The sequence below is a fragment of the Streptomyces scopuliridis genome, from assembly GCF_042790125.1.
In the GTDB taxonomy this organism is placed as follows: Bacteria; Actinomycetota; Actinomycetes; order Streptomycetales; family Streptomycetaceae; genus Streptomyces; species Streptomyces scopuliridis_A.
Window position 1 is genome coordinate 266,898 of the sequence record NZ_JBHTZS010000009.1, and the last position, 13,472, is coordinate 280,369.

Sequence of the window (13,472 nt, forward strand, 5' to 3'; positions counted from 1 at the left end):
GCGTGTGTGACGCTGGCTCACATGCCTGTCGTGCGTGATCTTCGTGTGCTCCTGCGCCTTGGAAACTTCCGCCGACTGCTGGCGGTCCGGCTGCTCTCCCAGGGGGCCGACGGTGTATTCCAGGTGGCGCTCGCCACGTATGTCGTCTTCTCGCCGGAGAAACAAACCTCTCCCGGCGCGATCGCCTCCGCGATGGCCGTGCTCCTGCTGCCGTATTCACTGATCGGCCCGTTCGCCGGGGTGCTGCTGGACCGCTGGCAGCGCCGTCAGGTCTTTCTGTACGGGAATCTGCTGCGGGCCTTTCTCGCGGGCTGTACGGCGGTGCTGATCGTGGCCTCCGTGCCCGACTGGCTCTTCTACGTCGCGGCGCTGTCCGTGACCGCCGTCAACCGGTTCGTTCTCGCCGGACTCTCGGCCGCCCTGCCGCATGTGGTCGACGACGAGCGGCTCGTCCTCGCGAACTCGCTCTCCCCGACCGCCGGAACGCTTGCCGCGACCGCTGGCGGCGGGCTCGCCTTCGTCGTACGGCTGACGATCGCGGACTCCGACGCCGCCGTGGTGCTGCTGAGCGCCGTCCTCTACTTCTGCGGGGCGCTCACCTCGCTCCTGCTGGCCCGCGAACTGCTGGGCCCCGGAAAGCCGTCGCGCGGACGGCCACGGCTGAGGACCGCCCTGCTCTCCGCGGCTCGCGGGCTCACGGACGGGGTGCGGCATCTCGCGGAGCGGCGGACGGCGGCCGGTGCGCTGGCCGCCATGACGGTGATGCGCTTCTGCTACGGGGCGCTGACGGTGATGGTGCTGATGCTCTGCAGATACGCCTGGACGGCGCGGGAGACCGAGGGGCTGGCGCTGCTCGGGCTGGCCGTCGCCATCTCCGGCGCGGGCTTCTTCGCCGCCGCGGTTCTCACACCGTGGTCGGTGGGACGGCTCGGGCCGTACGGGTGGATGGCGCTGTGTGCGGGAGCGGCGGCCGTCCTGGAGCCTGCCTTGGGGCTGACTTTCGCACCCACGCCCATCCTGGCCGCCGCCTTCGTGCTCGGTCTGATCACCCAGGGGGCGAAGATCGCCACGGACACGGTGGTGCAGACAGCGGTGGACGACGACTTCCGCGGCCGGGTCTTCTCCCTCTACGACGTCCTCTTCAATGTCGCCTTCGTCGGCGCGGCGGGGGTGGCGGCGGTGATGCTGCCGCCGGACGGCCGCTCCGTGCCGCTCGTGGCGACGGTGGCGGTTCTCTACGCGGGCGTGGCGGCGGCCCTGACCTACAAGAGGCGAGGGCGATGTTTCACGTGAAACATCGCCCCCGGAGCGCGCGGCGCGGGTCATGTTTCACGTGAAACATGACCCGCGCGGGTTCAGCTCTGCGCGGCCCACCATTCCTTGAGGGCGGCGACGGCCGCGTCCTGCTCCATCGGGCCGTTCTCCAGCCGCAGCTCCAGCAGGAACGTGTACGCGGCGCCGATCACCGGTCCGGGGCCGACGCCCAGGATCTCCATGATCTGGTTGCCGTCCAGGTCGGGCCTGATGGCGTCCAGCTCCTCCTGCTCCTGGAGCTGGACGATGCGCTCCTCCAGGCCGTCATAGGCGCGGGAGAGAGCGCTCGCCTTGCGTTTGTTGCGCGTGGTGCAGTCCGAGCGGGTCAGCTTGTGGAGCCTGTCGAGCAGGGGTCCGGCGTCACGTACGTAGCGCCGCACCGCCGAGTCGGTCCACTCACCCGTTCCGTAGCCGTGGAAGCGCAGGTGCAACTCCACCAGCCGGGAGACATCCCTCACCATCTCGTTGGAGTACTTGAGCGCGGTCATCCGCTTCTTGGTCAGCTTCGCGCCCACCACCTCATGGTGGTGGAAGGAGACCCCGCCGTCCTTCTCGAAGCGGCGTGTCCGGGGTTTGCCGATGTCGTGCAGCAGCGCGGCCAGCCGCAGCACCAGGTCCGGCCCGTTCTCCTCCAGGTCGATGGCCTGCTCAAGGACGGTCAGCGAGTGCTCGTAGACGTCCTTGTGGCGGTGGTGTTCATCGCTCTCCAGCCGCAGCGCCGGCAGCTCGGGCAGCACCCGGTCCGCGAGCCCGGTGTCGACGAGCAGCGCCAGACCTTTGCGCGGGTGGGCGGAGAGGATCAGCTTGTTCAGCTCGTCCCGTACACGTTCCGCCGAGACGATCTCGATACGGCCGGACATGTCCCTCATGGCCTCGACCACAGCGGGAGCCACCTCGAAGTCCAGCTGCGCGGCGAACCGCGCGGCCCGCAGCATCCGCAGGGGATCGTCGGAGAAGGACTCCTGAGGGGTGCCGGGGGTCCGCAGCACCTGGGCGGAGAGGTCTTCCAGCCCGCCGTGGGGATCGATGAACTCCTTCTGCGGCAGCGCGACGGCCATCGCGTTCACCGTGAAGTCCCGGCGCACGAGGTCTTCCTCGATGGAGTCGCCATAGGACACCTCGGGTTTGCGTGATGTCCGGTCGTAGGCCTCCGAGCGGTACGTCGTCACCTCGATCTGGAAGCGCTGATCGGCGTCTCCGACCCGGGCGTCCTTCTGGACACCGACCGTGCCGAAGGCGATCCCCACTTCCCACACCGAATCCGCCCAAGGCCTGACGATCTTCAGAACATCCTCGGGCCGGGCATCGGTCGTGAAGTCCAGGTCATTGCCGAGCCGGCCGAGAAGGGCGTCCCTGACCGAGCCGCCGACCAGGGCGAGTGTGAATCCGGCCTCCTGGAACCGGCGCGCGAGATCGTCAGCGACGGGGGATACCCGCAGCAGTTCGCTGACCGCGCGGCGCTGCACCTGACTGAGGGCACGGGAATTGTCTTCATTGGCGTTCGGCACAACAGAAAAGGGTACGTGCCGCGGCCCCCGCGGGCGCCCCCGTTTCGGGCCGCCCCGCCTCGATGCGGAGGTTTCCGGTGGCTCATGAGATTCTTCCGATCATGTGGAGCAGTCCCCAGCACTTCGCCACAGCGCACATCGTTACCATGCGTGGACGCGGCAATTGACAACCACCAACGGCAACCGACGATGACAAGGGACGGGCGAGCGCGTGGCGGAGGCGGCAGACTTCCAGGGGATGGGTCATTCTCCTGCCCGCCGGTGGCTGCGGCGCACAGCCTCCGTACTCGCCGGAGCGCCGCTCCTGGCGGGTCTGCTGGCCGGGACGGCGGCGCCCGCGGCCCAGGCGGCGCCGACGGCCACCGGCTCCCGTACGGTCCATGTGTCGCTCGACACACTGGCCCCCAGTGCGCCGGTGAAGGGCGACACACTCACCGTCTCGGGGACGGTGACCAACACGGGCAAGAACACCATCACCGACGCCCAGGTCGATCTGCGGGTCGGTCCGCGCATGTACGGCAGGACGGCCATCGACGACGCCGCCGAGCGCACCAGCACCTCGGGTGATGTGGCTCCGATCGGCGGCAAGTACAAGGTCAAGATCCCGAAGCTCGCCGTCGGCATCCCCCAGGACTTCGCCCTCTCGGTACCGGTCAGCAAGCTCGGCCTCGGCCAGGACGGCGTCTACCAGCTTGGTGTCTCACTGACAGGACAGACCTCGTCCGCGCCGTACGCCCAGGTGCTGGGCATCCAGCGCACCTTCCTGCCCTGGCAGCCGGACGCGACGGAGGAGAAGACACAGCTCACCGTCCTCTGGCCGCTGATCTCGTCGACGCGCCTGTCGGCGGAGACCGGCTCGGACGATCAGCAGACACCGGTCTTCGAGAACGACGACCTGGCCGAGGAGCTGGCCCCGGGCGGGCGGCTGGAGCAGCTGGTCTCACTCGGCAGCCAGCTTCCCGTCACCTGGGTGATCGACCCCGATCTCCTTGCCACCGCTGACGCCATGACCAAGAACTACCAGGTCAGGAGTGGGGACACGACCGTCCCCGGCAAGAACCAGGCGGTGGCGACCAAATGGCTCGACACCCTGGAGAAGGCGGTGCAGGGCGGCAAGGTCGTCGCGCTGCCGTTCGCCGATCCCGATCTGGCGTCGCTGGCCCACCAGGGCAAGGACGTCTCCGGTGCGCTCAGTCATCTGCAGCCCGCCACCGACGTGGCCGGGAAGACCGTGGAGACCATCCTTCATGTGAAGCCGTCCGTCGACTTCGCCTGGCCCGTGGACGGTGCGATCGACCCCTCGATCGTCGATGTCGCGACCTCGGCGGGTGCCCACAAGGTCATCACCCGCAGCGACAGCCTCCAGGACAATCTCCCGTACACCCCCGCCGCGGCACGGCCTATCGGCGGCGGGACGACGGCCGTCGTCGCCGACACCCGGCTCTCCACCGCCTTCCAGGGGGACATGTCGGCGGCGGGCGCGTCCACCCTCGCGGTCCAGAAGTTCCTCGCCCAGTCGCTGGCCGTGACGCTTCAGGACCCGGAGAATCAGCGCAGTGTCGTCGTCGCTCCCCAGCGGATGCCGAGCGCCGCCCAGGCACAGTCGATGGCGCGCGCGCTGCGGGGGCTGGACTCCGAGCGCTGGACGGAACCGTCCGATCTGCTCGCGGCGGCCGCGGCGACACCCGACTCGGACGCCACCACCAAGGTGCCCGCGTCTTCGCGCTACCCGAAGAAGCTGCGGGACCAGGAGCTGCCGACCGATGTCTTCCTGGACATCAAGAAGACGCAGGAGCGGCTCGACAACTTCAAGGCCATCCTCAGCGCTCCGGACCGGGTGGCCGCGCCCTTCGGCAACGCGATCGGCCGGGCGATGTCGACCTCGTGGCGCGGGGAGCCCGAGAAGGCCCGGCAGTACCGCGGCACGGTGGAGAACTATCTGGTGGGCCTCGCCACCGAGGTGAAGCTCATCCCGAAGTCCGTGCTGACGCTGTCGGGGCGCAGCGCGACGATCCCGGTGACCGTCCAGAACCAGCTGTTGCAGGGCGTCCAGAATCTGGTGCTGCGCCTGAAGTCCGACAACCCGACACGTCTCAAGCTGGACGGCGACCGGGCGGTGGCGGAGCGGCCGATCAAGATCGACGGCGGGCACAGCCAGTCGGTGAAGTTCACCGGGGCGGGCAACGCCAACGGTCCGGTGCAGGTGACCGCCCAGCTGTACACGGTGGACGGCACGCCGTACGGCAGTCCGATGACGTTCCAGGTCAAGGTTTCCGAGATCACCCCCACCGTGATGCTCGTCATCGCCGGCGGAGTGCTGCTTCTTGTCCTCGCGGGGGTCAAGATGTACAGCCAGCGCAAGCGGGCGGTGGCCCGTAAGGCAGCCGCGGAGGACGCGGAGGACACGGAGGACACGGACGGCGGAGACGACACCGAAGACGGCACCGGCGCGGACGGGACGGCGCGGGACACGCAGCGCACGGACCGTGCGCGGGCCGCTGAGGACACAGATCCCGGGCAGGCGAGTGACCCGACACCAAACACCGGTCCGGAAAGCGCGGACGCGTCGGGCGCGGGTGAGAAAGTGGACCGTTGAGCGATGTCGTGGCCGGTCGGCCGGGGACGATGAGGTGGGGTAACCATGAACGCGCCGTACGACGGTGACCGCGGGCAGGGCGCGGGTGGCGACCCGGCGGGCCGGATTCCGCCCACTGCGCCGTCTGCCCAGGATCCCTATGTCCAGGATGCCTACGACCGGGACCCCTACTGGTCACAGGACCTCTCCACGCAGGATCCGGTGACGGAGGCGCTGTACGACCGCGCCTCGCACCCGCCGCCGCCTCCCGGCACCTATCCGGAGTCCCACCAGCTCTACCAGCAGCCGCCCACCCCGCAGAACGCGCCCGATCCCCGGGTCTGGGCCCAGACCCCGCCGCCCGAGCCCTCCGGGCCGACACGCCACCTCCCGTACGGGGACGACCCGAGGACCACCCAGTTCACCGGCATCGACGACCTGGTCTCCCGAGCCGGCGACGAGAGCCGGCCGGCGGACGCGTTCGCTCACCTCTACCGCGACCAGCAGGGCTCGAACCAGGTGCTGACCGCGCCGGAGCCGGAAGCCGCACCCGCGCCGGCGCCCCCCAAGAAGTCGGGGGGCAAGGCCGCCGGGCTGCTCAAGTCCAGTGCCCTGATGGCCGCGGGCACACTGGTCTCCCGGCTCACCGGCTTCGTTCGGAGCCTGGTGATCACCGCCGCGCTGGGCGCGGCCCTCCTCGGTGACTCCTTCACCGTGGCGTACACGCTGCCGACGATGATCTACATCCTCACCGTCGGGGGCGGTCTCAACTCCGTCTTCGTCCCGCAGCTCGTGCGGGCGATGAAGAACGACGACGACGGTGGCGTGGCCTATGCCAACCGGCTGCTGACCCTCGTCATGGTGGCGCTCGGCGCGATCGTGGCCCTCGCCGTGTTCGGGGCACCGTGGCTGGTGCGTCTGATGTCCGACCCGATCGCCAGCGACCCGGCCGCCAACAACGTCGCCATCACCTTCGCCCGCTACTGCCTGCCCACGATCTTCTTCATGGGTGTGCATGTGGTGATGGGCCAGATCCTGAACGCGCGCGGGAAGTTCGGCGCGATGATGTGGACTCCGGTCCTCAACAACATCGTCATGATCACCACGTTCGGTCTGTTCATCTGGGTGTACGGCACCGCCGCGGACTCGGACATGACGGTGCAGACGATCCCGCCGGACGGCGTGCGGCTGCTGGGCATCGGTACGCTGCTCGGCCTGGTCGTCCAGGCGCTCGCGATGATCCCCTACCTCCGTGAGACCGGCTTCCGGTTCCGCCCGCGCTTCGACTGGAAGGGCCACGGCCTCGGCAAGACGGTCAAGCTGGCCAAGTGGACGGTTCTGTTCGTCCTCGCCAACCAGGCCGGAGTCCTGGTCGTCACCCAGCTCGCCACCGCCGCCGGCGTCGCCTCCGGCAAGGACGGCACCGGCATCCTCGCCTACAGCAATGCCCAGCTGATCTGGGGAATGCCGCAGGCCATCATCACCGTCTCCGTCATGGCCGCCCTCCTGCCCAGGATCTCGCGCGCCGCCCACGACGGCGACCCGGGAGCGGTACGCGACGACATCTCCCAGGGTCTGCGCAATTCGGCGGTCGCTATCGTGCCGATCGCCTTCGGGTTCCTCGCGCTGGGTGTCCCGCTGTCGATCCTGATGTTCTCGTCCAGCGGCCTGGAATCGGCACGCTCCATGGGCTTCATCCTGATGGCGTTCGCCCTCGGACTCATCCCGTACTCCGTGCAGTACGTCGTCCTGCGCGGCTTCTACGCCTACGAGGACACCAGGACGCCCTTCTACAACACGGTCATCGTCGCCGCGGTCAACGCCGCCGCCTCCGCCGTCTCGTATGTGGTCCTGCCCTCCCGCTGGGCCGTGGTCGGCATGGCCGCCTCCTACGGCCTCGCCTACGCCGTCGGTGTCGGTGTCGCCTGGCGCAGGCTGCGGAACCGACTGGGCGGCGATCTGGACGGCGGGCGCGTCCTGCGTACGTACGCCCGGCTCTGCCTGGCGGCCGTCCCCGGTGCCCTGGCGGCCGGCGCGGTCGCCTACGCCGTCCTGAACGCTCTGGGCAGCAGTGCTCTCAGCTCGCTGGTGGCTCTGATCGGCGGCGGTATCGCCCTGCTGGCGGTCTTCTTCGTCGCGGCGAAGAAGATGCGGATCGAAGAGATGAACGCCATGGTCGGCATGGTGCGCGGACGCCTCGGACGGTAAACGCGGCGCGGTCCAGCACAACCATCATCGGCTGCCGCGTGTCGTGCATAGCGTCCAACTGTGGGCACAATTGGCTTGGCTGTTGGATAGTGCGCAACGGATGGGGAGGCAGGAGCGACGGTGGCGGAACGTAGCACGGCTGCCGTCGACGTGGCCGACAACAGCGGTGACAAGCCGCTGACCGCCAAGGCGGGCAAGGCCACGACCGACGGGTTGGCGGAAGCCCAGAACGAGGCGGAGAAGTCCGCTTCGGACACGGGCAGCGAACGGCAGAACACCGAGCCGGGCATCTCGGCGCCCGAGCTGCACAGCGGCCACAAACTCGCCAGACGCTACCGCCTGGAGGAGTGTGTCACCCGTCTGGACGGTTTCAGCAGCTGGCGGGCGGTCGACGAGAAGCTGCGCCGCGCTGTCGGCGTGCATCTCCTGCCGGCCGACCATCCGCGGGCCCGTTCCGTACTGGCGGCGGCCCGGTCCTCCGCTCTGCTCGGAGACCCCCGCTTTGTGCAGGTCCTGGACGCCGTCGAGGAGAACGACCTCGTCTATGTCGTTCACGAGTGGCTGCCCGACGCGGTCGAGCTGACCGCGCTCCTCGCCTCGGGGCCGCTGGAGGCCCATGAGGCGTACCAGCTCGTCAGCCAGGTCTCCCAGGCCATGGCGGCGGCCCACCGTGAGGGCCTCGCGCATCTGCGGCTGACGCCCGGAGCGGTGCTGCGGACGTCCACCGGTCAGTACCGCATCCGCGGCCTCGCCGTGAACGCCGCTCTGCGCGGGATCAGCGCGGACCGGCCGCAGCGCACCGACACCGAGGCGATCGGCGCGCTCCTCTACGCGGCACTGACCCAGCGCTGGCCCTACGAAGCCGACGCGTACGGGCTCTCCGGCCTTCCCAAGGGCGTCGGGCTGATCGCCCCCGACCAGGTCCGTGCCGGGATCCACCGCGGTCTCTCCGAGCTCGCCATGCGCGCCCTGATCAATGACGGCGCGACCGCCTCCCGCCAGGAACCGCCGTGCACGACCCCCGACGAGCTGGCCGCGGCCGTCGCGGAGATGCCGCGCATCAGGCCGCCGGAGCCCACGTTCACCGCCCCGCCGGAGTATCAGCGCACCACCTACCAGCAGGGCACCTACGGACGCTCGCAGCCCGGCCTCGGAACGGTTCCCCTCCCGCCGGTGGCGCCCCCGCCGCCCCCGCTCCAGAGCCGTACCGGCAAGGCCCTGAAGTGGACCGTCGCCGCGCTCCTCATCGCCGCGCTGGGGCTCGGCAGCTGGCAGGTCGCCGACCGCCTCCTCGACCAGAGCAATGAGAGCGACAGCACGCCCACCCAGCCGGCCACCGACGACGACAAGACGGCCAAGCCCCCCAAGCCTCTGCGGATCGCCGACGCGACCGAGTTCATGCCCAGCGGATCCGGGATAAAGCCGGCCCTCGTCCCGAACGCCATCGACGGCAAGCCCGGCACGGCGTGGATCACGCTCCAGTACCAGAACTACCCGAACTTCGGGAATCTGCCGGACCGCAAGCAGGGCAGCGGGATCATCGTCGACCTGGGCAGCGTGCAGGAGGTGTCCGGCATGGACATCGGCATGTACCGCGGCGGCCAGAAGGCCGAGGTACTCGCGGCCGGTGCGGACGCGTCGTCCCCGTCGGCGCTCGCGGACTTCTCTCAGCGCCTCACCAAGCTGGAGACGGTGGGCAAGACTCTGAAGACCACTCTCGACAAGCCCGTGCGAACCCGGTACGTATTGATCCACATCACCGAACTGCCGACGGACGGGTCCGCCGACCGCTTCCGCGGGGGAATCTCCGAGATCACGTTCACCGGCTGAGGCATCAGGGGAGGGGGGCTCACTGTTGGACGATGCCGCACTCGGCGACTCAAGCGACCAGGACCTTCTGAGCGCTCATGTCGCAGGCCACCCTCACGCCTTCGGCGAGTTGGTACGGCGCCACCGGGACCGGCTCTGGGCGGTGGCCCTTCGGACGCTGGGGGACCGGGAGGAAGCCGCCGACGCGGTCCAGGACGCGCTGGTGTCCGCCTTCCGGGCGGCCCACACCTTCCGCGGGCAGTCCGCCGTGACCACCTGGCTGCACCGCATCACCGTCAATGCCTGCCTCGACCGGGCCCGTAAAGCGGCCTCACGCAGGACGTCGCCCGTGGACGACACCGAGCGCTTGGAGCAGCTCCTAGAGCCCCACGAGTCCGCCGAGGCCCCCGCGGAGCGCCAGGATCTCCACCGTGAGCTGCTGGCGGCGCTGGCCAAGCTCCCCGTCGAGCAACGGGCTGCCCTGGTGCTCGTCGATATGCAGGGCTACCCCGTGGCAGAAGCCGCCGCGGTCCTGGGCGTACCCACCGGAACGGTGAAGAGCCGCTGCGCACGCGGCCGGGCCAGACTGCTGCCCATGCTCGCGCATCTACGCGGGGCCACCAGGGATAACAGCGGTCTCGGCAGGGGAAGGAACCGGACGCCGGGGGCATCCGTCCCACCGGCAGCGGAACCAAGAGACCCAGGACCAAGTGATCCAGCTGGAGTGAAGGGCGGAGGTGGGCGCGCGTGACATCAACGACCGACATGGCTCAGCACCCGGATGTCTCGGAGATCTCCGATCTCGCGGAGGGGCTGCTCTCGCCGTCCCGCACCGCTGATGTACGGCGCCACCTCGACGGCTGCGCTCTGTGCGCAGACGTCCATGACTCACTTGAGGAGATCAGGGGACTGCTGGGTACCCTGCCCGGACCACCGCGGATGCCGGCCGATGTCGCCGGTCGTATCGATGCCGCGCTGGCGGCGGAGGCACTTCTGAACGCCACCGCCCCGGAGGAGGCTGCGGATGTTTCACGTGAAACATCGCCCTCGTCGCGGGCGTCCTTGCCCCAGAAATCCTCGGCACCGGCCGTCGCCGCACCGACCGGCCCGCCGTCACCGGCGGAGTCCGCCTCGGAGACGCTACGAACGGACCGGCCCGCCGGCCGTCCGAGGGCGGCCACCGGCCCCGGTCGCAGCGGACACACCCGCCGGCGCCGCCGTAACGCTGTCCTGGGCGCTGTTTTCGGAACAGCGGCCGTAGGTGTCAGCGTTCTCCTGCTCCAGTCGCTCGGGATTTCGGACGACAACAGCGCCTCCACCAAGCAGGGCGACGCCGCGGTCAGCTCCTCGGGCAGCGACGAGGAGTTCTCGGAAGCCGGTCTGCAGCACCGTGTGGACACGCTGCTGGCCTCCGGCGGGACGGTCAAGGAGTCCAAGGGGTCACCAGCCGAGGAGCCTCGCGATGCCGGCGAGGACCGGAGCACAGCGAATTCGCCGCTGCTCCAGCCCGAGCCCGAGGTCCCGCCGTGCGTTCGGCAGGGCACGGGCAGCACCACGCCCGCCCTCGCCGCCGAGCCGGGGACGTACAAGGGCACCAGCGCCTACCTCGTCGTTCTGCCGCACGCCACCGACAGCACGCGGGTCCAGGCCTATGTGATCGATGCGGCCTGTGTCGACAGCGATCCTTCGGGCCAGGGGAAGGTCCTCCTGAAGCACGCCTATCCTCGCCGCTGACGACCGTCTTCGTGCAGCCCTTCGTGGAGCCGGGACGCCTCGGGAATGCGGGACCCGTAGGATCCGTTGGATGGGGTGAAAGTCGTTGATCCGGCCCCAGTAGGCAGTCTGCAGAGACGAGGAAGAAACCCGTGAGCGACGTCCGTAACGTGATCATCATCGGCTCCGGGCCCGCCGGCTATACGGCCGCGCTGTACACCGCGCGCGCATCGCTGAAGCCGCTGGTCTTCGAGGGCGCCGTCACCGCCGGTGGTGCGCTGATGAACACCACCGATGTGGAGAACTTCCCGGGGTTCCGCGACGGCATCATGGGCCCGGACCTGATGGACAACATGCGGGCGCAGGCGGAGCGCTTCGGCGCCGAGCTCGTCCCCGACGATGTCATCGCCGTCGACCTCAGCGGTGACATCAAGACGGTCACGGACACGGCCGGCACCGTGCACCGGGCCAAGGCCGTGATCGTCACGACCGGCTCCCAGCACCGCAAGCTCGGCCTGGCCAACGAGGACGCTCTCTCGGGGCGCGGAGTCTCCTGGTGCGCCACCTGCGACGGGTTCTTCTTCAAGGACCAGGACATCGCGGTGGTGGGTGGCGGCGACACCGCGATGGAGGAAGCCACCTTCCTGTCGCGCTTCGCCAAGTCCGTCACGATCGTCCACCGCCGGAACACGCTGCGTGCCTCCAAGGCCATGCAGGACCGCGCCTTCGCCGACCCCAAGATCAAGTTCGCCTGGGACAGCGAGGTCGCCGAGATCCACGGCGAGCAGAAGCTCTCCGGTCTGACCCTGCGCAACACCAAGACCGGTGAGACCTCCGCGCTCCCCGTGACCGGTCTGTTCATCGCGGTGGGCCACGACCCGCGGACCGAGCTGTTCAAGGGCCAGCTCGATCTGGACGCAGAGGGCTACCTCACCGTCGACGCCCCGTCGACGCGGACGAACCTGTCCGGTGTCTTCGGCGCCGGTGATGTCGTCGACCACACCTACCGCCAGGCGATCACCGCTGCGGGCACCGGTTGCTCCGCCGCTCTCGACGCCGAGCGATTCCTCGCCGCGCTCAGTGACGGCGAGAACGCCGAGCCGGAGAAGACCGCCACCGTCTGACCAGCTGTACCGACCCACACCCCGCGAATTTAAGGAGGCCGCCGTGGCCGGCGACCTGAAGCATGTAACCGACGCCTCGTTCGACGAGGACGTACTCAAGAGCGACAAGCCCGTACTGGTGGACTTCTGGGCCGCCTGGTGCGGACCGTGCCGCCAGATCGCCCCGTCTCTTGAGGCGATCGCCGCCGAGCACGGCGACAAGATCGAGGTCGTCAAGCTCAACATCGACGAGAACCCGGCCACGGCAGCCAAGTACGGCGTCATGTCCATCCCGACGCTGAACGTGTACAAGGACGGCGAGGTCGCCAAGACCATCGTCGGTGCCAAGCCCAAGGCCGCGCTCGAACGCGACCTTGAGGACTTCATCGGTGCGTAAGTCGACGCCCGACGGCCCTCGATGTTTCACGTGAAACGGGCCGGCTCCCCCATCGGGGAGTCGGCCCGTTTCTCTTGCCCCATACGCTGCCCGGCTCAGAGCGGCCGTAGCGCGGGTTCCTTCTTGACGGCCCCCAGCAGCCGGTCCAGAGCGAGCTCCACGTCTTCCTTCCAGGAGAGCGTGGTCCGCAGCTCCAGCCTCAGCCGCGGATACGTCGGATGCGGACGTACGGTCTTGAAGCCCACCGCCAGCAGATGATCCGCGGGGAGCACACAGGCCGGCTCTTTCCAGCGGGCGTTGCCGAAGGCCTCGATCGCCTTGAACTCCCGCCGCAGCAGATCCTTCACCACGGTCTGCACCATCACCCGGCCGAGCCCCTGCCCCTGATACCCGGGCTTGATCCACGCGGTCATCAGCTGCACGGCGTCCGGGGAGACCGGGCTTGTCGGGAAGGCCATGGAGCGCGGCACATACGCCGGAGGCGCGTACAGAACGAAGCCGACCGGCACATCGTCGACGTAGACAACGCGGCCGCAGGATCCCCACTCCAGCAGGACGGCCGAGATCCAGGCTTCCTTCTCCTCCTCGGCCCTGCCCGCCCTTACCGCTGCTTCCCCGCTGACCGGGTCGAGCTCCCAGAAGACACACGCTCGGCAGCGCCTGGGGAGGTCGGGAAGGTTGTCCAGCGTGAGCGGTACGAGCCGACGCCCCATGGAGGCTGTTCCTCATTTCCTTCGCCTGCCGCGCCACGGGCGGCTGTCAGCGCGCTCCGCTCCCGAAGCAGGCTGCCGACGAAGCCGCCGAGCACTCCAAGACCCAGTCCAGCCGATACCAGCCGACTGCGG

Annotated in this window: 10 protein-coding genes; 8 read left to right on the forward strand and 2 right to left on the reverse strand. The window is 69.2% G+C overall.

The genetic code is table 11. From position 1 onward, the window contains the following. Positions 1–21 precede the first annotated feature (21 nt). Positions 22–1,293 carry an MFS transporter gene (locus ACFRKB_RS17205; RefSeq protein WP_383106651.1) on the forward strand — a complete coding sequence of 424 codons (1,272 nt, stop codon included), beginning with the start codon at positions 22–24 and terminating at the stop codon, positions 1,291–1,293. 62 nt (positions 1,294–1,355) lie between these two features. Here ACFRKB_RS17205 and ACFRKB_RS17210 read toward each other — a convergent pair whose 3' ends face one another. Further along, complete coding sequence (locus ACFRKB_RS17210; RefSeq protein WP_383106653.1) at positions 1,356–2,822, reverse strand: CCA tRNA nucleotidyltransferase; 1,467 nt, start codon at positions 2,820–2,822, stop codon at positions 1,356–1,358. Between the two features lie 211 nt (positions 2,823–3,033). Here ACFRKB_RS17210 and ACFRKB_RS17215 point away from each other — a divergent pair, with 211 nt between their 5' ends. The 7 genes from ACFRKB_RS17215 (at position 3,034) to trxA (ending at position 12,627) form a co-directional block, all read left to right on the forward strand. Then, the gene (locus ACFRKB_RS17215) at positions 3,034–5,418 is read left to right on the forward strand and encodes a DUF6049 family protein (RefSeq protein ID WP_383106654.1); all 2,385 of its coding nucleotides are present in this window, start codon (positions 3,034–3,036) and stop codon (positions 5,416–5,418) included. A gap of 45 nt (positions 5,419–5,463) precedes the next feature. After that, positions 5,464–7,605, forward strand: a complete 2,142-nt coding sequence (gene murJ, locus ACFRKB_RS17220) for a murein biosynthesis integral membrane protein MurJ (RefSeq protein ID WP_383106655.1) — start codon at positions 5,464–5,466, stop codon at positions 7,603–7,605. Positions 7,606–7,725: 120 nt separating this feature from the next. After that, positions 7,726–9,435 (forward strand): protein kinase family protein, encoded by a 1,710-nt coding sequence (locus ACFRKB_RS17225; protein ID WP_383106657.1) that lies wholly within the window; start codon positions 7,726–7,728, stop codon positions 9,433–9,435. Between the two features lie 25 nt (positions 9,436–9,460). Further along, entirely contained in the window at positions 9,461–10,165 is a 705-nt protein-coding gene (gene sigM / locus ACFRKB_RS17230; protein WP_383106658.1) for an RNA polymerase sigma factor SigM, read from the forward strand. Further along, positions 10,162–11,148 carry an anti-sigma factor family protein gene (locus tag ACFRKB_RS17235; RefSeq protein WP_383106659.1) on the forward strand — a complete coding sequence of 329 codons (987 nt, stop codon included), beginning with the start codon at positions 10,162–10,164 and terminating at the stop codon, positions 11,146–11,148. Before sigM ends, ACFRKB_RS17235 begins: the two co-directional genes overlap by 4 nt. 131 nt (positions 11,149–11,279) lie before the next feature. After that, complete coding sequence (gene trxB, locus ACFRKB_RS17240) at positions 11,280–12,251, forward strand: thioredoxin-disulfide reductase (protein WP_383106661.1); 972 nt, start codon at positions 11,280–11,282, stop codon at positions 12,249–12,251. A 43-nt stretch (positions 12,252–12,294) separates the two neighbouring features. Further along, the gene (gene trxA / locus ACFRKB_RS17245) at positions 12,295–12,627 is read left to right on the forward strand and encodes a thioredoxin (protein ID WP_383106662.1); all 333 of its coding nucleotides are present in this window, start codon (positions 12,295–12,297) and stop codon (positions 12,625–12,627) included. A 95-nt stretch (positions 12,628–12,722) separates the two neighbouring features. Here trxA and ACFRKB_RS17250 read toward each other — a convergent pair whose 3' ends face one another. Then, positions 12,723–13,340: a GNAT family N-acetyltransferase gene (locus ACFRKB_RS17250; RefSeq protein ID WP_365976326.1), complete on the reverse strand. Its 618-nt coding sequence runs from the start codon at positions 13,338–13,340 to the stop codon at positions 12,723–12,725. Positions 13,341–13,472 lie beyond the last annotated feature (132 nt).